The 21940-nt window shown below is 60.5% G+C and carries 22 protein-coding genes and 1 other RNA gene; 10 read left to right on the top strand and 13 right to left on the bottom strand.

Features of this window, described 5'->3' with window-relative positions; all coding sequences use genetic code 11:
* Positions 1-81 precede the first annotated feature (81 nt).
* Complete coding sequence (locus tag BLU26_RS09225) at positions 82-330, top strand: hypothetical protein (protein WP_092288433.1); 249 nt, start codon at positions 82-84, stop codon at positions 328-330.
* Positions 331-362: 32 nt separating this feature from the next.
* On the opposite strand, the gene BLU26_RS09220 is transcribed toward BLU26_RS09225, so the two are convergent.
* Together BLU26_RS09220 and BLU26_RS09215 are read right to left on the bottom strand one after the other, a co-directional pair.
* Positions 363-677 (bottom strand): antibiotic biosynthesis monooxygenase family protein, encoded by a 315-nt coding sequence (locus BLU26_RS09220; RefSeq protein WP_092285951.1) that lies wholly within the window; start codon positions 675-677, stop codon positions 363-365.
* Between the two features lie 196 nt (positions 678-873).
* Positions 874-3051: a malate synthase G gene (locus tag BLU26_RS09215; protein WP_092285949.1), complete on the bottom strand. Its 2178-nt coding sequence runs from the start codon at positions 3049-3051 to the stop codon at positions 874-876.
* Between the two features lie 183 nt (positions 3052-3234).
* On the opposite strand from BLU26_RS09215, the gene BLU26_RS09210 reads away from it, so the two are divergent.
* Complete coding sequence (locus tag BLU26_RS09210; protein WP_092285947.1) at positions 3235-4167, top strand: phospholipase BipL; 933 nt, start codon at positions 3235-3237, stop codon at positions 4165-4167.
* A gap of 51 nt (positions 4168-4218) precedes the next feature.
* On the opposite strand, the gene BLU26_RS09205 is transcribed toward BLU26_RS09210, so the two are convergent.
* A complete protein-coding gene (locus tag BLU26_RS09205) occupies positions 4219-4965 on the bottom strand; it encodes a DUF2059 domain-containing protein (protein ID WP_157719339.1) in 747 nt (248 codons plus the stop codon).
* Between the two features lie 229 nt (positions 4966-5194).
* On the opposite strand from BLU26_RS09205, the gene BLU26_RS09200 reads away from it, so the two are divergent.
* Both BLU26_RS09200 and BLU26_RS09195 read left to right on the top strand, forming a co-directional pair.
* Entirely contained in the window at positions 5195-5830 is a 636-nt protein-coding gene (locus BLU26_RS09200) for a 2OG-Fe(II) oxygenase (RefSeq protein ID WP_092285943.1), read from the top strand.
* A gap of 52 nt (positions 5831-5882) precedes the next feature.
* Entirely contained in the window at positions 5883-6362 is a 480-nt protein-coding gene (locus BLU26_RS09195) for a DUF523 domain-containing protein (protein ID WP_092285941.1), read from the top strand.
* 9 nt (positions 6363-6371) lie between these two features.
* Here BLU26_RS09195 and BLU26_RS09190 read toward each other — a convergent pair whose 3' ends face one another.
* The 3 genes from BLU26_RS09190 to serA form a co-directional block, all read right to left on the bottom strand.
* Entirely contained in the window at positions 6372-7307 is a 936-nt protein-coding gene (locus tag BLU26_RS09190; protein ID WP_092285939.1) for a response regulator, read from the bottom strand.
* Between the two features lies 1 nt (position 7308).
* Entirely contained in the window at positions 7309-8571 is a 1263-nt protein-coding gene (locus tag BLU26_RS09185) for a sensor histidine kinase (RefSeq protein ID WP_231702058.1), read from the bottom strand.
* 277 nt (positions 8572-8848) lie between these two features.
* A complete protein-coding gene (gene serA / locus BLU26_RS09180) occupies positions 8849-10078 on the bottom strand; it encodes a phosphoglycerate dehydrogenase (RefSeq protein ID WP_092285934.1) in 1230 nt (409 codons plus the stop codon).
* A 176-nt stretch (positions 10079-10254) separates the two neighbouring features.
* Between serA and BLU26_RS09175 the strand changes: the two genes are divergently transcribed.
* The 3 genes from BLU26_RS09175 to BLU26_RS09165 are packed head-to-tail and all read left to right on the top strand — an operon-like array spanning position 10255 to position 13285.
* The gene (locus BLU26_RS09175) at positions 10255-11646 is read left to right on the top strand and encodes an FAD-binding oxidoreductase (RefSeq protein WP_092285932.1); all 1392 of its coding nucleotides are present in this window, start codon (positions 10255-10257) and stop codon (positions 11644-11646) included.
* A 54-nt stretch (positions 11647-11700) separates the two neighbouring features.
* On the top strand, positions 11701-12369 hold the full coding sequence (locus tag BLU26_RS09170) for a fumarylacetoacetate hydrolase family protein (protein WP_092285930.1): 669 nt from the start codon (positions 11701-11703) through the stop codon (positions 12367-12369).
* A gap of 22 nt (positions 12370-12391) precedes the next feature.
* A complete protein-coding gene (locus BLU26_RS09165; RefSeq protein ID WP_092285928.1) occupies positions 12392-13285 on the top strand; it encodes an SdiA-regulated domain-containing protein in 894 nt (297 codons plus the stop codon).
* Between the two features lie 6 nt (positions 13286-13291).
* On the opposite strand, the gene rpiA is transcribed toward BLU26_RS09165, so the two are convergent.
* Entirely contained in the window at positions 13292-13966 is a 675-nt protein-coding gene (gene rpiA, locus BLU26_RS09160) for a ribose-5-phosphate isomerase RpiA (protein ID WP_092285926.1), read from the bottom strand.
* Between the two features lie 135 nt (positions 13967-14101).
* Between rpiA and ilvA the strand changes: the two genes are divergently transcribed.
* The gene (ilvA, locus tag BLU26_RS09155; protein WP_092285924.1) at positions 14102-15631 is read left to right on the top strand and encodes a threonine ammonia-lyase, biosynthetic; all 1530 of its coding nucleotides are present in this window, start codon (positions 14102-14104) and stop codon (positions 15629-15631) included.
* On the opposite strand, the gene BLU26_RS09150 is transcribed toward ilvA, so the two are convergent.
* The 6 genes from BLU26_RS09150 to BLU26_RS09125 all read right to left on the bottom strand — a co-directional run bounded on the left by BLU26_RS09150 (position 15628) and on the right by BLU26_RS09125 (position 19756).
* Positions 15628-17493: a diguanylate cyclase domain-containing protein gene (locus tag BLU26_RS09150; RefSeq protein WP_092285922.1), complete on the bottom strand. Its 1866-nt coding sequence runs from the start codon at positions 17491-17493 to the stop codon at positions 15628-15630. The genes ilvA and BLU26_RS09150 overlap by 4 nt on opposite strands.
* Before the next feature lie 87 nt (positions 17494-17580).
* Positions 17581-18036: an EVE domain-containing protein gene (locus BLU26_RS09145; protein ID WP_092288432.1), complete on the bottom strand. Its 456-nt coding sequence runs from the start codon at positions 18034-18036 to the stop codon at positions 17581-17583.
* Between the two features lie 295 nt (positions 18037-18331).
* The gene (locus BLU26_RS09140) at positions 18332-18946 is read right to left on the bottom strand and encodes a 5-formyltetrahydrofolate cyclo-ligase (protein WP_092285920.1); all 615 of its coding nucleotides are present in this window, start codon (positions 18944-18946) and stop codon (positions 18332-18334) included.
* Positions 18947-18950: 4 nt separating this feature from the next.
* Positions 18951-19129: non-coding RNA, 6S RNA (gene ssrS / locus BLU26_RS09135), on the bottom strand.
* 118 nt (positions 19130-19247) lie between these two features.
* Positions 19248-19550 (bottom strand): cell division protein ZapA, encoded by a 303-nt coding sequence (locus BLU26_RS09130; RefSeq protein WP_092285918.1) that lies wholly within the window; start codon positions 19548-19550, stop codon positions 19248-19250.
* Positions 19547-19756 (bottom strand): TIGR02449 family protein, encoded by a 210-nt coding sequence (locus tag BLU26_RS09125; RefSeq protein ID WP_092288431.1) that lies wholly within the window; start codon positions 19754-19756, stop codon positions 19547-19549. Before BLU26_RS09125 ends, BLU26_RS09130 begins: the two co-directional genes overlap by 4 nt.
* 259 nt (positions 19757-20015) lie before the next feature.
* On the opposite strand from BLU26_RS09125, the gene BLU26_RS09120 reads away from it, so the two are divergent.
* A complete protein-coding gene (locus tag BLU26_RS09120) occupies positions 20016-20588 on the top strand; it encodes a UPF0149 family protein (protein ID WP_197674473.1) in 573 nt (190 codons plus the stop codon).
* 11 nt (positions 20589-20599) lie between these two features.
* Positions 20600-21940: a Xaa-Pro aminopeptidase gene (gene pepP, locus BLU26_RS09115; protein WP_092288429.1), complete on the top strand. Its 1341-nt coding sequence runs from the start codon at positions 20600-20602 to the stop codon at positions 21938-21940.

Below are 21940 nucleotides of genomic sequence, written 5' to 3'. Positions count from 1 at the left end.
GCCGGCGCCTACGCCCACTATGGCGCACTGCCGCTGGTGTGCGGAACAAGCGGGTGGCGCCTGTGTCCATCGGGTATGGATATGCAAACCTTGATCGATCTACTGCAATGGCCAGCCATGCTGACTACCCTGATTGCCGCCTGGCTGGTAGGGTCGCAAACGCGGCGCAAGCGAAATTGGGGATTTTGCGTTTTTATCCTCAGCAACGTGCTCTGGGTTATCTGGGGTTGGCACGCGGAAGCTTATGCGCTGATTGCGCTGCAGTTGGGGCTGTTCATGCTCAATTTGCGTGGCCACCGCAAGAATGAGGCGGACGCACGCACTGGCTGAACCCTGGCAGGCGATGCGAGCGTGCCCAGCGGCTAGTTGGCCTGCGGCATTACGCGCCATTCCGGTTCGTCGAATTCACCGATCAGGCGGATACTGCAGTAGCGGGAGGCGCCCTTGATGATCTCTGCAATCTCCGGGTTGGGCTGCCCTTCCATGGCGTCGCGGTTGGCCTTGCTATCCCAATGGGCAATGGCTATCAAGGTGCGAGGGTCGCCTATCTTGCGGTGCAATTCGGTACCCTGCGCACCTGGCGCCTGTTGAATCAGTTTGCTGGCGCGCACCCAGGCGTCGGCATAGTCCTCTGCTCGATACCCTTCGTTGATCTGAACCTCAAAGATGTATTTCATGCCGGATGCTCCCTCAATTGGATGTGCGAATGCGCCGGATAGCGTCGCGGGTTCTCAGCAAACTACCCGGTTGCGGCCGCTGCGTTTGGCTGCATAGAGGTTGACATCGCTGCGCCGAATCCATTCCTTCGCAGACTCATTTCCGGGCAGACAAAAAACCCGGCACTAGGCCGGGTTTCTGGTACAGCAGCGAGGCTTAGAGACCAAACTTGGCCTTGAACTCGCGGCGACGGCGGTGCAGAACCGGCTCGGTATAACCGTTGGGCTGCTTGGTGCCCTCAACGCACAGCTCAACCGCGGCCTGGAAGGCGACGCTGTCGTCAAAGTTGGGCGCCATCGGCTTGTACGCCGGGTCGTTCTCGTTCTGACGGTCTACTACGGCGGCCATGCGCTTCATGGTTTCCATCACCTGCTCTTCGCTGCAGATGCCGTGGCGCAGCCAGTTGGCGATGTGCTGGCTGGAAATTCGCAGGGTAGCGCGGTCTTCCATCAGGCCTACATCGTTGATGTCCGGTACCTTGGAGCAGCCCACGCCGTGGTCGATCCAGCGGACAACGTAGCCGAGGATGCCCTGGGCGTTGTTGTCCAGTTCCTGCTGCACATCTGCCTTGGACCAGTCGGTGCTGGCGGCCAGCGGGATGGTCAGGATATCGTCGACCGAGGCCGGGGTACGCTTGGCCAGTTCGTCCTGACGATCTGCCACGTTGACCTTGTGGTAGTGCAGGGCGTGCAGGGTAGCGGCAGTTGGCGAGGGAACCCAGGCAGTGTTGGCACCGGCCATCGGGTGACCGATCTTCTGCTCCAGCATGGCGGCCATCAGGTCGGGCATGGCCCACATGCCTTTACCGATCTGCGCGCGGCCCTTGAGGCCGGTCGCCAGACCGATATCGACGTTGTTGTTCTCGTAGGCACCAATCCAGACCGCACCCTTGATTTCACCCTTGCGAATGAAGGCGCCGGCTTCCATGGAGGTGTGGATCTCATCGCCGGTACGGTCAAGGAAGCCGGTGTTGATGAACACCACGCGCTCGCTGGCGGCCTTGATGCAGGCTTTCAGGTTGACGGTAGTGCGACGTTCTTCGTCCATGATGCCGACTTTCAACGTGTTGCGGGTCAAGCCAAGCAGGTCTTCGACGCGACCGAAGATTTCGGTGGTGAAGGCCACTTCTTCGGGGCCGTGCATCTTTGGCTTAACGATGTAAACCGAGCCGGTGCGGGTGTTCTTGCGGCTGGTGTTGCCGTTCAGGTTGTGCATGGCGATCAGGCTGGTCACCACGCCGTCCATGATGCCTTCAGGCACTTCATTGCCGTTCTTGTCGAGAATGGCGTTGTTGGTCATCAGGTGGCCAACGTTGCGCACGAACAGCAGTGAACGACCGTGCAGGGTCAGGCTGGAGCCGTCGGCCTTGGTGTACTCACGGTCCGGGTTCATGGTGCGGGTGAAGCTGCTGCCGCCCTTGCTGACGGTTTCCGCCAGATCGCCCTTCATCAGGCCGAGCCAGTTGCTGTAGACCACGGTCTTGTCGTCGGCATCCACCGCGGCAATGGAATCTTCGCAGTCCATGATGGTGGTCAGCGCGGACTCCATCAGCACGTCTTTCACCCCGGCGGCGTCGGTCTGGCCGACATTGCTGGTGGCATCGATCTGGATTTCAAAGTGCAGCCCGTTGTGCTTGAGCAGCACGCCAGTGGGAGCATCGGCAGCACCGGTGAAACCGATGAACTGCGCAGGGTCTTTCAGGCCGGTGCTGCTGCCGTCGTTCAGGGCTACGCTCAGCTGGCCGTCCTTGACGGTGTAAGCCGTTGAATCAACGTGGGAACCATTCGCCAGCGGGGCTGCCTGATTGAGGAAGTCACGGGCGAAGGCGATGACCTTGTTGCCACGGATCTCGTTGTAGCCAGGGCCTTTGCTCGCGCCACCGTCTTCGGAAATCGCATCGGTGCCGTACAGGGCGTCGTACAGCGAGCCCCAACGGGCATTGGCGGCGTTCAGGGCAAAGCGCGCGTTCATTACTGGTACGACCAGCTGTGGGCCGGCCATGACGGCGATTTCTTCGTCAACGTTTTCGGTGGTGGCCTGGAAGTCTTCCGGCTCGGGCAACAGGTAGCCGATTTGCTGCAGGAAGGTTTTGTAGGCGGCCGCGTCATGGGGCTGACCTTGATGCGCTTTGTGCCAGGCATCGATTTGCGCCTGGAAGTCGTCACGCTTGGCCAGCAGAGCCTTGTTCTTTGGTGCCAGGTCGTTGATCAGGGCTTCAAAGCCGGTCCAGAAGGCATTGACGTCAACGCCGGTGCCCGGAATGGCTTGTTGGTTGATGAAGTCGTGGAGAACCTTGGCAACTTGCAAACTGCCAACTTGGACGCGATCTGTCATTGGGAAACCCTCACTCTGCTGACAACCTGCGCGCTTTGCGCATCAGGACGTGGAATTTGGAGAGGCAGCATGTTACACGATGATCGGTTGCAAATCATGCGCATAACGTGGAATTCTGTGTGGCCGTGCGGGCGCCAGAGCGCTTGCTGCCGCCCGCACACCTCTTTTCTTACTGGACACTGAATGGACCAGGCCTTTCTCACCTCATTTGTCGATCAGTTGCCGGGCCTTGAGCCGGGGCGAGCGGTGGATGCGGCTGCCCGTCGCTATGCGGGCTATTACGGGATCGACTTCAGCGAACGCTCGGCGCAGCACCTGGGGCGAATCGAGGTGGACGGCTTCAGCGTCGCGGTGCAGATCTGGAAGCCTCCGGTGGCGCGCGGCACCTTGTTGATCCTGCACGGCTACTACGACCACATGGGGCTGTATCGGCACCTGATCGAATGGGCGTTGCAGCAGCAGTTTGCGGTGCTCGCCTTTGATTTGCCCGGGCACGGTCTGTCGAGCGGCGAGCGCGCCAGCATCGATTGCTTTCTGCGCTACCAGAAAGTGCTGGATGGGGTGCTGGAGCAGGCCATGTTATGGGAGTTGCCCGCGCCTTGGCACATGCTGGGCCAGAGCACCGGCGGCGCTATTCTGATCGACCGCCTGTTGCACGGACCGCTGCCGCAGGAGTTGGGTGAGACCATTCTCATGGCGCCCTTGGTGCGTCCGCGGCAGTGGGGCTTTTCGCAGATGGGGCTGCGCTTGTTGGGCGGTTTTGTGCAGCAGCTGGGGCGCAAATTCACCGACAATTCCAGTGATCAGGCTTTTCTCGATTTCATTCGCACCCACGATCCGTTGCAGCCGCAAGTGTTGCCAGTCGCCTGGGTCCAGGCGCTGGAGCAGTGGATTCCGCGAATCGAAAGTGCCAGCAGCGTCGCTCATCGGCCGCTGATTATCCAGGGGCAGGACGACGGCACCGTGGACTGGCAGCACAACATCAAGGTGCTGGAAAGCAAGTTTGCGGCGCCGGACATGCTCTACCTGCCCAAGGCGCGACACCATCTGGCCAATGAGCACCAGAAGCTGCGCAAACAGTATCTGGAGTGGCTTACACCCCGCCTCGGCGGCTGAAAACAAAAAACGGGACGCCAGGCGTCCCGTTCTTTTTGCTGCGCTCTGGAATCAGGGGTTCAGCGCGTCGTGTGCGGCGGCGTTGGCCGCCTTGAAAAAGGCGCGCCCGCTTTCGCTCTCGCTCCACTCGGCATAGCTCTTGAGCTGGTTGTCGTCCAAGTCGCGGTACACGTAGAGCAGGGTTTGGGGCAGGTTGGGCTCCATCTGCGCGCGCAACGCGCCGCGCTGCTGGGTGGCGAGGCCATCGGGTATCTGGAATAAACCACCGAGCATCTGGTTGGCGCTCTGGGTGGCCATACTGGCCAGTGCCATCGACACCTCTTCACCCAGATCCAGTGCCGGCAACTGGCTGGCCAGTCGATCGATCACTGCTTTGCGTTCAGCGCTTGCCTGCATCAACGGCACGCCATTTTGCATGGCGCTGACTTCGGCCGGGGAGGTCGCGCGGGTCTCGGCGGCCACTACGCGCTGGCCCAGATCGCTGCGATAGAAGCTCAGCGCTTGATCCAGCTCGCTGTCGTTGAGGTTGACCTGCAGGGTGGCGGCGGCGCGTGCATGCATGCGGTCTGGCTCAAAGCGCTCGCTGGTCTGGCGCATCAGGTTGTCGGCGACGGCGGCGGGTAACTGGGCGGCGTAGCGCTGCTGCGCTTTTTTCAACGCCTGCTGAAAATGCGCCTGATGGGTCTGCAGACCGGACGCGACATAAAGCTCGTTGGTGTTGGCCAGGGCCGGCAAACTGAGTGCCAGCAGGCCACTGATCAGGGTAGTACGAACGGCAGAAAACAGGGTGTGACGCATAGAAGCCTCTTGTGGTGACGAACGGGCCGCTGCCCGCGCGGAAAAATCTTGCCAGAGTGTGGCGATGTCATACAATGCCCGCGCCCGTTTTCTCTGGGCTTGCACCGCCGTCCGGCTGGGTGCAGCGGATTCCTGGTGGTGTTGTCTGTGGCTATGTTCAGAGTGCTTTCGCACTGGCCCACGGGTGCCCGCAGCAGGCCGACTTACCCCCCGTTCGAGTGTCACTGTCATGTGCGAGTTCCCTGTGGTGCCCGTCGGCCGTTATGAGCTGATGGCTGACGAGCTGGCCGCGCGCGGTTGGTCTGTGCAGCCGCAGTTGCTGCCGGCTGCTTTAGTGCAGGCGTTGGCAGTCGAGTGCCGCAGTCTGTGGCAGCAGGCGGAACTCACTCCGGCGGCAATTGGTCGCGGCGATGAACAGATGGTGGCGCCGCGCATTCGCGGTGATTACACCCGGTGGTTGGATGACTGCCCGCCCAGCGTGGCGAATCAGGCTTATCTGCACATGATGGATGAGCTGCGTGACACCCTGAACCGCTGCCTGTTTCTTGGGCTGGACAGCTACGAAACGCACTTTGCGCTTTACCCGCCGGGCGCCGGCTACCAGAAACACCTCGACCGCTTTCAGGACAGCCCGTTGCGCACCGTTTCCGTGGTGGTTTATCTGAATGAGCACTGGCAGCCCGGCGATGGCGGCGAATTGCGCCTGCATCTGGCTAACGAAAAGGTGGACGTGCCGCCCTGCGGCGGTACCGTGGTGGTCTTCACAAGCGCCGATATCGAGCACGAGGTGCTGGCCGCGGGTAAGCAGCGGGCCAGTCTGACTGGCTGGTTCCGGCGTCGCCCGGATAACCCGCTGCTGCGTTAACCAATACGCCGGCGTACACTCCATCAAGTCGCGAACAAGCCTGGGAGGCGGGGTGGAAAAGATACTGGTCAGTCGCTGTTTGCTCGGCCATCCGGTGCGTTACGACGGCGGCGGATTTGACCCGCAGGCACAGCTGCTGCGCTGGCAGGCGCAGGGCTGGGTGGTGCCGGTGTGTCCGGAGGTGGCCGGTGGTTTGTCCACGCCGCGGCCGCCTGCCGAGATTGCCGGCGGTCAAGGCGCGCTGGTACTCGACGGCGTGCTGCCGGTGCTGACCGATGAGGGCGCTGACGTCACTGAGGCTTTTGTGCGCGGCGCCGAGCAGGCGCTGCAATTGGTCGCTCGACACGGCATCCGTTATGCCCTGCTCAAGGCCCGCAGCCCTTCGTGCGGCAATCACGAAAACTATGATGGTCGTTTCAATGGCACGCGGGTCGCCGGCGAAGGTGTAACTGCGGCAGCGCTGCGGCGCATCGGCGTGAAGGTGTTCAACGAAGACGAAATCCGGCTATTGATAGCCGAGCTGCGCGAGTGATCTGCGCGCTCAGGCGGTCAGCCGTTGGCGCAACCTTCCGAGCATCCCCATGAAGCTGCTGACGCTGCGCTGCTCTTCTGCTGCGCGCGGCTGTTCCGCCTGTCGCAGCGCAGGCACGCTAGGTTGGCGGCGGGTCTCTTCCACCTGTGCCACCGCGGTCTTGATCGCGCGTTCCAACATGCCGCGGCGAATCGGCTTGGGCAGATAGCGGAATATCTGCGCCTGATTGATCAGCTTCAGCAGCAGTTGCGTATCCTGGAAGGGCGTCACCACGATGCTCAACAGGTTCGGATGCGCCTGGGCGAGTGACATCAGCAGCGGTCGCAGGTCGTCGTTGCCCAGGCGGATGTCGCTGAGCAGGATATCCACTTCTTCTTCATTGAGTTTGCTCACTGCACCAGCCAGCGTGCTCACCGGTAACAACTCGACGCCCAAGCGACCACAGATGTCGCGGCTCAGCTGCAGGCTTTCCTGATCATCATCGACCAGCAGCAAACGAACCCTGCGCGTGTGCGCCTCTGGCGGCACTGCAGGGCTGGGTGGCTGGGCCAGAAAACGGCGGCGGTGGCGCACGATCTCGGCGGCTTGCGCGAGCGTGTCGGCCATATCCTGCTGCTCCCAGGGCTTGGTCAGGTAACGGAAGATACCCCCACTGTTGAGCGCATCGACTGCGGCGTCGAGGTCGGAGTAACCGGTCAGCAGGATGCGCAGACTGTGGGGAAAGGCATGCTGTACCTGGCTGAGCAGTTGGCTGCCGCTCATCTGCGGCATGCGCTGATCGCTGACGATAATGGCCACTGGTTCTGCCTGCAGGCGCGCCATGACCTTGCTCGGATCGGACTCGGTAATGACCTGATACTGGCGGCGGAATTGCAGCGACAGGCTACGCAGAATGCGCTCTTCATCATCAACAAACAGAATACGCACGGGATCGGACGGGGTCATATCAAGCGCTCCGTTGTAGCGTTAGCTGAGGTTGCAGCGAGCCGGGCTGGTTTAGCGGCAAGCTGATGACAAAGCGGGTGCCGCGCCCGGGCTCGGAGGCTAGGCGGATATTGCCGCCGTGCTGCTGCACGATTTTGTAACTGATCGCCAGCCCCAGCCCGGTGCCTTCGCCCACCGCCTTGGTGGTGAAGAAGGGGTCGAAAATGCGCTGCTGAATGTCCTTCGCTATGCCTTGGCCGTTGTCCTGAATCGATAGATAGGCGCGCTGCCCATCGGCCCAACTCTTGATCAGAATCTGGCCACCGTCCGGCATCGCCTGAGCGGCGTTGGTGAGCATGTTCAGCAGCACCTGGTTGATCTGCGACGGCGTGCAGGTGATGGCCGGCAGCTCGCCCAGCCGCGTGACCACCTTGATCTTGTCTTTCAAGGCATTGCGAGCAATGACCAGGGCACTGCGCACGCAGTCATTGAGGTTGATGTCTTCGCTCATGGCGCGGTCGAGACGGGCGAAGTCCTTGAGGCTGACGGCCAGTTCGCCGATTTGCTCAAGGCCGTACAGGGTATCGTCCACCATTGGCGTGAAGTCCTCCTCGAAGGTGGCGGGGGAGGCCAGCTCGGTGGCGTCCTGCACGCGGGCGAAGGCGCTTTCGACCAACTCGCTTGCGCTGTCGGGGTCGGTCAGGCATTGGCTCAATTGCGCCTGGGCTTCGGCCAGTTCCAACAGCGGCTGTACCAGATCACGCAGCAGCTGAACGTTGTTCTTTACATAGCCCAATGGGGTATTCAGCTCGTGGGCAACCCCCGCCACCATCTGCCCGAGCGAGGCCATCTTTTCTGACTGGATCAGGTGGGCCTGGGAGCTCTTCAGCTCCTGCAGGGCGCGGTTGAGTGCGCGGTTACGCTGATCGATGCGGCTTTCCATGGCCTTGAGCAGGTCGAGCACCGTACCCAGCCCCTGATAACAGCCCTTGCCGTCGATCAGAATGAAGTCTTCGGTAATCGGGTATTGCAGCTGCGCTGTCACGATACGTGCCGCTTCATCGAGTGGCGTGTCGAGCGCGATCACCAGCGAGTCGGGGTTGGCCGCTTCAGTGACCGAACGCTTGCCCCAGAGGTCGCGACCAAAGCGCTGCATGAAAATATCCTGCAGGCGATAGCGGCTGATTAGCCCCAGCGGACGTTGCTGCTCGTCGACCACGGGTAGAGAGAGAAACGCCTTGTGGCTGGGCAGCAATAGTTGGTCGGCCACGTCGCTGATGGTCATCTGGGGGCTCAGTGACTCGACGGGCTTGAGCAGGGCGGCGAGGGACTGGATGGCGGCCATGGAGAGGGTTCGCTGCTTGGGTTGAAGCGTCATTCAACCAGCGTCAGGTTTCCAGCGTATTACAACCAAGGGCTCTGTCTTGCCACTTGGCTGGGTCGCTTTTGAGCGCCTGGGCTAGGCGTGCCGGGCCGGCGCTAAAACTCATAAAAAAGGGGCGCAACCGACGTTGCACCCCTCTCATGCTGCTTGCGCCCGACGTATCGGGCATCGAGCCGGTTTAGAACAATACCCGTACGCGAATGGTGCCTTTGACCTGCTGGATCTTCTCCAGCGCCAGGTCAGAATACTCGGCGTCTACATCCACCACCACGTAACCAACCTTCTCGTTGGTCTGCAGGAACTGACCGCAGATGTTGATGCCGTTGGCGGCAAACACGCTGTTGATCTCGCTCATGACGCCCGGCACGTTCTCGTGAATGTGCAGCAGGCGGTGCTTGCCCGGGTGCGAGGGCAGCGCCACTTCGGGGAAGTTGACCGAGGTGATAGAGGTGCCGTTGTCGCTGTAGCGCACCAGCTTCTCGGCTACTTCCAGACCGATGTTGGCCTGTGCTTCCATGGTCGAGCCGCCGATGTGCGGGGTCAGAATGCAGTTCTGGAACTCGCGCAATGGGCTGACAAACTCGTCGCCGTTGGCGCGTGGCTCTACCGGGAACACGTCGATTGCTGCGCCGTTCAGGTGCTTGTCGCGCAGGGCGCCGGCCAGGGCGTCGATGTCGACCACGGTGCCGCGCGCGGCGTTGATCAGAATGCCGCCTTTCTTGATGGCGCGAATCTCTTTCTCGCCCATCATCCATTTGGTGGCGGAGGTCTCCGGTACGTGCAGGGTGACGATGTCAGCCATGCCCAGCAGCTCGGTCAGCGAGCCCACCTGGGTGGCGTTGCCCAGCGGCAGTTTGGTGACCACGTCGTAGAAGTACACCTTCATGCCCAGGCCTTCGGCCAGTACCGACAGCTGCGTACCGATGGAGCCGTAACCGATGATGCCGAGCTTCTTGCCGCGAATCTCGTAGGAGTCGGTGGCGCTCTTCATCCAGCCGCCTTCGTGGCAGGCGGCGTTCTTCTCGGGAATGCCGCGCAGCAGCAGGATGGCTTCGGCCAACACCAGTTCGGCGACCGAGCGGGTGTTGGAGTAGGGCGCGTTGAACACGGCCACGCCCATTTCCATGGCAGCATCCAGGTCAACCTGGTTGGTGCCGATGCAGAAGCAGCCGACGGCAACCAGTTTCTGCGCGTGGCTGAACACCTCGGCAGTGAGCTGGGTACGCGAGCGCAGACCAATGAAGTGCGCGTCGGCGACGGCTTCTTTCAGTTGCTCTTCCGGCAGGGAGCCAGTGTGATACTCGATGTTGGTGTAACCCGCTGCCTTCAGTGTGTCGACGGCAGTCTGGTGTACGCCCTCGAGGAGCAGAAACTTGATTTTGCTTTTGTCCAGCGAGGTTTTGGCCATGGTGTCAGTTACCCGAATGCTGATTAAGATGAGCCGAGCAAAGACTTCTGCGATTTAGTCCGACAGAAGTGTCCTGTTTCGGAAGCCGCGTATGCTAGCATAATCTGCCTTTTTTGATGCCTGTCGCTGCATGAAATGTACTCAGGCGCTGCATGAATTCTGTTTGAGAGCCCGCCATGACCCCAGAAGCCGTGATCGATACCCTCAAGACCCTGGTTGAGCCGGACAAGGTGCGCGTCGATGCCGAGTCGCTCAATGCTTGGGGCAAGGACTGGACCAAGCATTTCGAGCCTGCGCCGTTGGCGATCGTGTTCCCGAAAACCGTAGAGCAGGTGCAGGCGATTGTGCGTTTTGCCAATGAGCAAAAGCTGGAGCTGGTGCCCTCGGGCGGGCGTACCGGGCTGTCTGCCGCGGCAGTCGCGGCCAATGGTGAAATTGTCGTCTCCTTTGATTACATGAATCAGATCAGCGACTTCAACGCCTTTGACCGCACCGTGGTCTGTCAGCCGGGCGTGGTCACGGCGCAGCTGCAGAGCTTTGCCGAGGAGCAGGGGCTGTATTACCCGGTCGACTTTGCCTCGGCGGGTTCCAGCCAGATTGGCGGCAATATCGGCACCAATGCCGGCGGTATCAAGGTGATTCGCTACGGTATGACGCGCAACTGGGTGGCCGGTCTGAAAGTGGTCACCGGAACCGGCGAGCTGCTGGAGCTGAACAAGGATCTGATCAAGAACGCCACCGGCTATGATCTGCGCCAACTGTTCATCGGCGCCGAGGGCACCCTGGGCTTTGTGGTTGAAGCCACCATGCGCCTGGAGCGCGCGCCGAAGAACCTGACGGCGATGGTGTTGGGTACGCCGGACTTTGACTCCATCATGCCGGTTTTGCACGCCTTTCAGGACAAGCTCGACCTGACCGCCTTTGAGTTCTTCTCCGACAAGGCGATGGCCAAGATCATGGGCCGTGGCGACGTGCCGGCGCCGTTTGAAACCGATTGCCCTTTCTACGCGCTGCTGGAATTTGAAGCCATCAGCGAAGACATCGCCAATCAGGCGCTGGCAACCTTCGAGCACTGCGTCGAGCAGGGCTGGGTGCTGGACGGCGTGATGAGCCAAAGCGAGCAGCAGTTGCAGAATCTGTGGAAGCTGCGCGAGTTCATCTCCGAGACCATCTCGCACTGGACGCCCTACAAGAACGATATTTCGGTCACCGTCGGTAAAGTGCCGGCATTCCTGCACGATATCGACGCGATCGTCGGCGAGCACTACCCCGATTTCGAGATCGTCTGGTTTGGCCATATTGGTGACGGCAACCTGCACCTGAATATTCTCAAGCCGGAGAACCTGTCCAAGGATGAGTTCTTCGACAAGTGCGCCACGGTCAACAAGTGGGTATTCGAGATTGTCGAGAAGTACAACGGCTCGATTTCTGCCGAACACGGTGTGGGCATGACCAAACGCGACTACCTGACCTACAGCCGCAGCCCGGCTGAAATCGCGGTGATGAAGTCGATCAAGGCGGTATTTGACCCCAACGGCATCATGAACCCGGGCAAGATATTCAATTGAGAGCTTCCAGCCGCAAGCCGCAAGCAAAAGCATAAGCAAAATTGAGAGTGGGCTATGACGTATCAGCATCAGTATGTTGATGGCGGTGTGATCGATCTGCCAATGGGCAAGGTGGTGTGTGTTGGGCGCAACTACGCCGAACATGCCCGTGAGCTGAACAATCCGGTGCCGACCGAGCCGCTGCTGTTTATCAAGCCAGCCACTTCGGTAGTGCCGATCGCTGAGGAGTTGTCGCTGATTCAGGGGCGCGGCCCGGTGCATTACGAGACCGAGATTGCGCTGTTGATTGGCCAGCGCCTGTCTGGCGAGGTCAGCGATGGCGAAGCGCAGACGGCTGTTATCGGCGTGGGTTTGGCGCTGGACCTGACCCTGCGCGAGCTGCAGGATCAGCTCAAGGCCAAGGCGCACCCCTGGGAGCGGGCCAAGTGCTTCGACGGCGCCTGCCCGTTGACGCCCTTTTATCCAGCAGCCGAGGCGGGTGAGCTGAGCGAGTTGGCGCTGCGGCTGGATATCAATGGCGAGCCCCGGCAGCAGGGCACTGCGGCGGAAATGATTACGCCGATCCTGGCGTTGATAACGCACATCGCTACCCAGTTCACCCTTTTGCCGGGCGATGTGGTTATTACCGGTACGCCTGCGGGTGTAGGCGTCCTGAACGCGGGTGATCGTTTGCAATTGACCATCCCCGGCAAGCTGCAGGTCAATACCCGTATTGCGGGCTAAGCTACCGAATTCAGAGTTTTAAATGAAAAAGCTGTTGGCAGGGCTTTTGGTATTGCTGGTGCTGGCGGCGGGAGCGCTGCATTTTCTGCATCTCGACAGTTTGCTGTGGCACGCCTGGCGTCTGGGCGCGCAGCCGTCACAGGCAAGTGGTCTGCAGCTGGATGACTACCAGGTAGACCTTGAAGGTGTGCAGATCGCAGGGCTGGACGACGACGTGTCGGCGTTGACCTATAACAGCGAGAGTCAGACGCTGTTTGCAGTCCTCAATGGCGAGCCGCTGCTGGTAGAACTCAGCCTGTCGGGCGAGTTGCTGCGCAAGGTGCGCGTACAGGGTGTACAGGATATGGAAGGCCTGACCCACGTCGTCGGTAATCGCTACGTGGTGGCTGAGGAGCGCAGTCAGCGCCTGCTGGTACTGGATGTGCCGCCGGACGTATCGGTCATAGACGTGGCGGGCGCGCCCAGCCTGACTATCGGACTGGATCTGAACGGTAACAAAGGCTTTGAAGGGCTTTCCTGGGATGGCCGCACCCAGCGCTTGTTGGTGGTCAAGGAGCGCGATCCGCTGCGCGTGCTTTCGGTGACCGGCTTTGTCGATGCCCGCGTCGGCGAGCCCTTGGCGGTGCAGATTCAGGAACTGAAATCCCCAGGTTCGCCGCGCCTGTTCATGCATGATCTGTCGTCACTGAGCATGCATGATGAGACCGGTCACCTGCTGCTGCTCAGCGATGAGTCGCATATGGTCGTGGAGTACGACAAGGCGGGAGAGCCACTCAGCCTGCTTGGCCTGTGGCGCGGTATGAGCGGCCTGCAGCGCACCATACCGCAGGCTGAAGGGCTGGCGATGGATGAGCAGCGCCGACTCTACCTGGTCAGTGAGCCCAATCTGTTCTATCGCTTTGTGCCGGGCAACTAGCCCGGATCAGCTGCGCTCCAGGGCTTTCACGCCGTCCTTGGTACCCAGTAGCAGCACGTCTGCCGGGCGGGCAGCGAAGAGGCCATTGCACACCACGCCAACAATCGCGTTCAGATCGCTTTCCAGCTGCTGGGGGTTAACGATCGACAGGTTGTAAATGTCCAGAATCACATTGCCGTTGTCGGTCACGCAGCCCTCACGGTAGACCGGGTCACCGCCCAGCTTGACGATCTCGCGGGCCACGTGGCTGCGCGCCATGGGGATCACTTCCACCGGCAATGGGAAGGCGCCCAGCACCGGCACCAATTTGCTTTCATCGGCGATGCAGATAAAGGTTTTGGCGACGGCGGCGACGATCTTTTCCCGGGTCAGGGCGGCGCCGCCACCCTTGATCAGCTCGAGGCGCTCGTTGCTCTCATCGGCGCCATCCACGTAGAAATCCAGGTGGCCAACGCTGTTCAGTTCATACACCGCGATACCGTGGCTTTTCAGGCGTTCGGCGGTTGCCTCGGAGCTGGCGACCGCGCCGTCGAAGGCGAGCTTGTGTTTGGCCAGTGCATCGATGAAGCAATTGGCGGTGGAACCGGTGCCCACGCCGATGATGCTCTGGTCGTCCAGGTGCGGTAGCAGGCGGTCTACGGCGGCCTGGCCTACGGCTTGTTTGAGTTCGTCCTGGGTCATGTTCGGCTCCTCGGGCGGGATAAGTCTGGCGGCAAAAGACGGATTATACGGGGATGCGGCGGCTCCCGTGTAGTCGTGCAGTGCGGGATTCGCTAGACTGGCGGTTTTTTCACCCTGAACAAGCCGACCTCGCCCATGCTGCAAGCTCCGACCCTTGAAACCTACGTCAAGAAAATCCTCTGCTCGCGCGTCTACGATGTAGCCGTCGAAACTCCGGTGCACGCCGCGCCGTTTTTGTCCGAACGGCTGGGTAATACCGTGCTGCTCAAGCGCGAGGATCTGCAGCCGGTGTTTTCCTTCAAGATTCGGGGTGCTTACAACAAGTTGGCGCAGCTGACCGACGCGCAGCGCGCCTGCGGTGTCGTGGCGGCCTCCGCTGGCAATCATGCGCAGGGTCTGGCCTTTGCCGCCCGGCATATGGGGGTCAAGGCGACTATCGTGATGCCGCGCACCACGCCCGAGATCAAGGTCAAGGCAGTGCGCGCCAGAGGCGGCAAGGTGGTACTGCACGGTGATGCCTTTGACGAGGCCTTGGCGTACTCGCAAAAACTGGTGAAGGAAAAGGGCTACGTTTACATCCACCCCTACGATGATCCGGACACCATTGCCGGCCAGGGCACGGTGGCGATGGAGATCCTGCGTCAGGTGCACGCCGGGGTTGATGCCATTTTCGTCCCGGTCGGTGGCGGCGGACTGATCGCCGGTATTGCGGCCTATGTGAAGTACCTGCGGCCTGAGATCAAGGTGATTGGTGTTGAGCCGGAAGATTCGGCTTGCCTCAAGGCCGCGTTGGCGGCCGGTGAGCGTGTGGTGCTGAGCCAGGTGGGGTTGTTTGCCGACGGCGTGGCGGTCGCGCAGATTGGCGAACATACCTTTGAGGTTTGCCGGCATTACGTGGACGAAGTAATCACCGTCACCACCGATGAAATGTGCGCGGCGATCAAGGATATCTACGACGACACCCGCTCCATCTGCGAGCCGGCCGGTTGTCTTGGTGTGGCCGGGATCAAGAAGTACGTGGCGCGCGAGGGGTGCACTGGCAAGGTGCTGGTAGCGATCGACTCCGGCGCCAATGTGAACTTTGACCGTTTGCGCCACGTGGCCGAACGAGCCGAGATCGGCGAGAAGCGCGAAGCGTTACTGGCGGTGACCATTCCGGAGAAGCCCGGCAGCTTCAAAACCTTCTGCGAAGCCATCGGCAAACGCGCGATTACCGAATTCAATTACCGCTACCACAGCGGCAGCGAGGCGCACATCTTTGTCGGGGTACAAACCCACCCGGAGCTGGATCCGCGCGACCAGCTGGTTGCCCAGCTTGGCAGCGAAGGCTTCCCAGTGCTGGATCTGACCGACAACGAGCTGGCCAAGCTGCACGTGCGGCACATGGTGGGAGGGCATGCTGATCATGTCACCGATGAAGTGGTGTTCCGTTTCGAGTTCCCTGAGCGGCCGGGAGCGCTGTTCAACTTCTTGAATAAGCTGGGCGGGCGCTGGAACATCTCGATGTTCCATTATCGTAACCACGGTGCCGCCTACGGTCGGGTGGTGGCAGGCCTGCAGGTGCCCGAGCATGAGCGGCACCTGGTGGCTGAAGCGCTGGATGGCATTGGCTATCAGTACTGGGATGAGACCGACAACCCGGCGTATCGCCTCTATCTCGGCTAATCGGTCTCGTCTTCGCCGGTCTCTGCATCGCAGGTGCGGTTACGGCCTTCGGCCTTGGCGCGATACAGTGCAGCGTCGGCCTGCTTGATCAGGTCGTGCGGGCTCCACTCCGGCATGGGCTGCAGGCTTGCCGCACCGATGCTGACGCTGAGCAGGCCGCTATCGATGCTGGTGTCAGGGTGGGGTAACGCCATCAGCTCGACCGCCTCATGGATTCGCCGTGCCACCTGCATGCACTGGGGCAGGTCCGCACCCGGCAATATCACGGCAAACTCCTCACCACCGTAGCGGCAAACGCAATCCCCTTCGCGCATCAGGCAACTGCTCATGGCATTCGCCAGACGCTGCAGGGCGTCATCGCCGGCTTGATGGCCGAGCAGATCATTGAAGCGCTTGAAGTGATCGACATCCAGCATCAATAAACCCAGCGGTATGTTTTCACGGCGCAGGCGGCGCCACTCGCTGAGTAGTGTCTTGTCAAAGTAGCGGCGGTTGTACAGGCCGGTCAGGCCGTCCTGATTCGACAGGCGCTGCAGTCGCTCAGCGATCTCCAGTTGCTCGCTATTATTACGGCCGACACAGATCAGATAGTCGCGGCCCAGGCGCCGCAGGTGTCTGGCGCTGATTTCCAGCGGTGTCACCTGGCCATTCGCGTGTACCACGTGTTGTTGAAAGATTGCATCGCCCTGGTTGTGGATCAGGCTCTTTACTGCCTTCATCCAGGAGCCGACCTCAGGCATGATGTCCTTGGGGGCGATTGTGGCCAGTTGGCGCAGCTGTGCTTCGCTGTAGCCCAGGCTCTGCCAGCAGGTCCGATTGATGTAGACCAGCTCCTGCGGTTCCAGGCCGATAATGAACAGGGCGTCGTGGCTGTGGTCGGTCATGTCGATGATCAGCTTCAGGCGTGCCTGGTTGTTCTTCAGGCTTTCTTCAGTGCTCTGGCGGCGCACTACCTCCGCTTGCAGTTGGCGGTTGGTGTTTTTCAGGATGGCATTGCGGCGCGCGCCCTGAATGGCGAGCCAGAGTGAGTAGCACAGCAGTAGAGCAGCCAGTGATCCACTGAGCATGATCATCAATGGCAGGTGGGTGGTGGCGGTGTCCAGCAGGTGCCGCGTGGGATGTACTACCAATACAAAGTTGTGATTTTCGCCCAGCACCACGGGGCTGCTGACGCGCCAGCTGTCGGCTAGCTGGTCGCTGGTCGGGCGGTTCATCAGTGTTTGGCCGCGTTCTTCCAGTTCGATACTCAGACGGTTGGCCTGCAGGTCGCGTAGCAGGTCTGACAGAAGAACTTCGACGCGGAAGATACCCAGCAGAAAGCCATCAAAGGTGCGCTCGCCGTCTTCAACCTTGTACAGCGGTACATAGTAGGCCAGGCCCTGGCCGCCCTGCACCAGTTTGAAGGGGCTGCTCAAATGTGGTTTGCCGGTGGTCTGCGCTCTTACCAGGACAGGGTAATTGGGGTGGTCCGGATGGTAAACGAAGTTGATCACCGCCTCGTTGCCGGCCAATGGCTGAATCCAGCGCATGCGGTAGCTGCTGTCGAGCCATTCGATGGCCTGAAAGTTGTGGAAGTCGCGCAGCAGTCGATCGGCGTCGGCCTGCCATAGGTGCGGGGATTCGCGTTGAAAGTCCCAGCGTTCGGCAAGACGTATAAGGGTGCCAGTCTGCTGCTGAAAGCGCCCTTCGATTTGTGCCGCCAGGCTGTTGGCTTCAAGTTGCAGACGTGCCTGAGCCTGCGTCTGTTCCGCCGCCAGCAGTGCCTGCCAGAGATAGAAGATGGCGGCCAGTAGCAGGGCGAAGAGCAAAGCGATCAGCGCAAATGTTTGCTTAGAGTTACGGCTGGCTGAGCGAAAGGACATGTCGGCACTCTACGGGTCATGATTTACTGATAGCACAATGCTTTCATTCAGGCCAGTCACCGAGACAAAAGCACACTTTCGCCACTGTCAGGCTTGGGCAGCTGTAGTCAGTATCGCCCATTGTTCGGTGGTTATCGGCATGACAGACAGGCGGTTGCCCTTGTGCAGCAAAGGGAGCTCTTCCAGGCCGTTGAGCTGGCGGATGTCGGCCAATGCAAGTAGTGCTGGGAACTTTCTCCCAAAGCTGACGTCCACCGCCACCCAGGGTAGGCGTTCGGCGCTGGCCTTGGGGTCGTAATACGGATTTTGCGGGTCGATTGCGGTGCTGTCGGGATAAGGCGCGCTGACGATTTCGCCGATGCCAGCTAGTCCTGGCGGCTGGCAGCTGGAATGGTAGAACAGAAAGTGGTCACCAGGGCGCATCTCGCGCATGAAGTTGCGAGCCTGGTAATTGCGCACACCATCCCAGGGGGCCTTGTTCGCAGCGCTAAGGTCGTCGATGGAAAAAGCGTCCGGTTCCGATTTCATCAGCCAATAGGCCATGCTGCGCTCCAATTGTCTCAAGCCTTGACAAGGTTTTTAAAAGGGTATAAATCAAACGCACTGATACGTTGGCATGAAGTGTCTCGAGATCCGTTGGGGTGGATCAGCTGCATGCCGCTGCAGGCTAATAATAGATTGCCAGATCCAGAAGGAGGCAACGCGTGCGACGCAAACCAGATATGTTGTGGGTATTGGTTATAGTTTTCGGCTTGGGGGTGGTGACAACGGGGTACACCCAGAGTTACCTGGATAAATCCTCGACGCAGGACGTTGTGCCCACGCTCCCCGAGCAGCGTTAAGAACGCTGCAGGCCCGGGCGCAGCAGTAGCTGCTCCCGATCGCTGACAATCCCGTCCACTGGTACGTCCCAGCTGGCGACAGGCAGCGACGCCGTTTTTTGGCAAGCATGCGCCAGCCCCAGTAGCACCGGCTTCTGCCAATTTTGGCGCCGGTGACGGTAGGCAAAAGTGCGATCATAGAAGCCACCCCCCATTCCCAGGCGGTTGCCGGCGTCATCAAATCCCACCAGCGGCATCAGCACCAGATCAAGACGCCAGGGCTTTACCTGTAATTTGCGGTTGGCCAGCGGTTCACGGATACCGTAGCGGTTCCGCGTCCAGCGCTGCTGCGGGAGCAGGCGTTGAAAACCCATGCCGGTCGCTGGCCAGCGGTGCAGTACCGGCAGATAGCAGGTCTTGCGCAGGCGGCGACAGTGCGCGAGCAGCAGGGCAGGGTCTATTTCACCGTCGGCGGCAAGGTAGAAGGCAAGGTGCTGGCTACGCAGGAGCAGGCGGCTTTGGCTGAGGCGGCGCACCAGTTGAAGACTGGCACGTTGTTGCGCAGCCCGACTCAGGCTACGGCGAGCAGTGCGCAGTTGTTTGCGTAATTGCTTGCGGGAGTCGGGTGTCATGAAAAAGGTCCCCAGAGTGCCGCTGCCGGGTTAGCCCTTGAACCCGAAAGTTCAAGGTGGGGGACACGGCGCTGCCTCAGGCTTTCCGTCATGCGGACATGCACACTGGCAACAACGCGTGGCCTCCTGGTACAGGAGTATCGGCTCAGGGACATCTCCGACTGGCCAACACCCCAGGGATGTTGCCCACTATACAGAAAACCGCCGCCGACTTCGATGTCAGCGGGCAAATTGGCTTTATGTTGGGGCATTCTGGTCAGGCGGTACGGTGTGTAAAGGTGCGCAGGCGGCGGGTGCAGGATCAGCCCTGATGGTTTTCCAGCGCCTGGTCCAGGCGTTTGACCAGATCGTTGATCTGCGCTTTCTGATCATCCAGAGCGCCGCTCTGATCGTGATTGCCGGTCAGCATCTCGTGGCTGATATTCAGCGCCGCCATGACCGCAATGCGTTCAACGCCAATGACCTTGCCGCTGTTGCGGATGTCGCGCATGGTGGTGTCAAGGTGGCGGGCAGCCTGCTCGAGGTTGCTTCGCTCTTCCGGCGGGCAGCTGACGCGATACTCCTTGTCGAGTATGTGCAGGGTGACAGTTAGGGGTTGGCTCATGAGTCGTGCTCCAGGGATTTAAGTCGCAGTATCATGGCTTCGACCTTCTGACGGGCCAAATCGTTCTTTTCAATTAGCTGCACACGCTCATCCCGCCACAGACGCTCCTGGGCAAGCAGGTGCTGGTTCTGCAGTTTGAGCTGGTCGCAGAGATCGATCAGTTGGGTAATACGCTGTGAGAGGGCGTTGATATCGGGTGCGTCCATTGGTGCCATTCTGTCTTCCCGGTGTTGAGCCACTATAGAGGCGGCCCGCAAGGTGGTCAAACCTCGCGCAATGCGCTATTGGGCGGCGTCCGGATTGGCCATGCCGGTGGCAGGGCGGTAGATTTACCCCGTGCCGGGCAGGCACAATAGACCCACATTAGTTCATCTGCTTCGAGCGTCCGCGTGCGGGTAATAGCATACCTGTATTCCCGAGCCGAGGCAGTGTCTGTTTCTCACTTCCTGGAGGCCCGGAACCACTATGGCTTTGATGCCCGCCGTTTTTGATTACGACCGTTATGCCCAGCTCTGCAGTGATGTGGGGGCGGTGGGTCGACCGGCCGAGCTGCATGGCCATTTGGTCGGTCGCCTGTCTGCCGGTGCGCGGCTTGATCACACTACCTGGCTGAGCGTGGCGCAGGAGCTACTCGATGGCAGTGGTAGTCTGGCTGAGGCTGGCAAGGTCGCGCTGATCCAGTTATATGATGCCAGCCTGGCGGAACTGACCGGCAGTGGCTTTGATCTCACCCTGGTATTACCCGACGACGCGGCCACCATTGATCACCGTACTGAAGCCCTAGGGCAGTGGTGTGAGGGCTTCCTGGCCGGCTTTGGTCTGGTCGAGCGCAGTGGTGAGCTGAGTGAAGAGGCTGACAGCGTGCTGCGGGATTTTGTCGCCATCTCACAGGTGCAAACCGACCTGGACGAGTCGGAGGCCAACGAGGTCGACTTCATGGAAGTCATGGAATATGTGCGCATGGCCGTACTCATGGTATTCAGTGAGTGCCAGCCGGCGACCACCGAGCAGGATACGCCCCCTGCCTCACTGCATTGATCGAGGTCTTCATGCAAATCAGCAAGCAGGACTACGCTCGCCGCCGCAAGGCGCTGATGAACCAGATGGAACCCAACAGCATCGCGATTCTGCCGGCCGCGCCGGTCTACGTGCGCAACCGTGATGTGGAACACAATTATCGCCAGGACAGTGACTTTCAGTACCTCACCGGATTCCCCGAGCCCGAGGCTGTCGCGGTATTGATTCCTGGTCGTGAGCATGGCGATTACGTGTTGTTCTGCCGTGAGAAGGATAAGGAACGCGAGCTATGGGATGGCTATCGCGCGGGCCAGGATGGCGCCGTCAGCGAGTACGGCGCGAGTGATGCCTTCCCCATTGCCGACATCGACGACATCCTGCCGGGCTTGATCGAGGGACGCACGCGCGTCTACTACGCCATGGGCGCCAACCCTGAATTTGATCGCCGCCTGACCAACTGGATCAACCTGATCCGCAGCAAGGCGCGTTTGGGTGCGCAGCCGCCGAGTGAATTTGTCGCGCTTGATCATTTGTTGCACGACATGCGCCTGTACAAGAGCGCAGGCGAATTGAAAGTCATGCAGCGCGCCGCCGATATTTCCTGCGAGGCGCATACCCGCGCCATGCAGGTGTGCCGCCCCGGCATGTATGAATACCAGCTCGAAGCCGAACTGCAGCACACCTTCATGCGCCATGGTAGTCGCTCGCCGGCCTACGCTTCGATTGTCGCCGCGGGGCGCAACGCCTGCATTTTGCACTACACCGAAAATACCGCGCAGATTCGCGACGGCGATCTGATTCTGATCGATGCTGGCTGCGAACTCGACTGCTATGCCAGTGACATCACGCGGACGTTCCCAGCGAACGGGCGTTTCAGCCCCGAACAGCGAGCCATCTACGACATAGTGCTGGCGGCGCAGTACGCCGCGTTCGAGGTGATTGGCCCGGATCGCAGCTGGAACGAGTCACACGATGCCAGTCTGCGGGTAATTACCGCGGGTCTGGTTGAGCTGGGTCTGCTCAAGGGCGATGTCGAGGAGCTGATCGCAACCGAAGCCTACCGCCGCTTTTATATGCACCGCGTAGGCCATTGGCTGGGTATGGATGTGCACGATGTGGGCGAGTACCGGGTCGGCGGTGTCTGGCGCGCCCTGGAGCCGGGAATGGTGATGACGGTTGAGCCGGGTATCTATATTGCCCCGGATGACGACACTGTGCCGCGCAAATGGCGCGGTATCGGCGTGCGTATCGAGGATGATGTGGTGGTCACCAAGACCGGCTGTGAAGTGCTCACCGGCAAGGTGGTTAAGGATCCCGACGAGATCGAGGCCCTGATGGCGGCAGCACGTCAGCCCGAGGCCGAGCCCGCGTGA

The sequence above is a fragment of the Halopseudomonas sabulinigri genome (assembly GCF_900105255.1).
In the GTDB taxonomy this organism is placed as follows: Bacteria; Pseudomonadota; Gammaproteobacteria; order Pseudomonadales; family Pseudomonadaceae; genus Halopseudomonas; species Halopseudomonas sabulinigri.
Note: the sequence above shows the minus strand (reverse complement) of the source record. Positions and strands in the feature narration are given on the sequence as shown.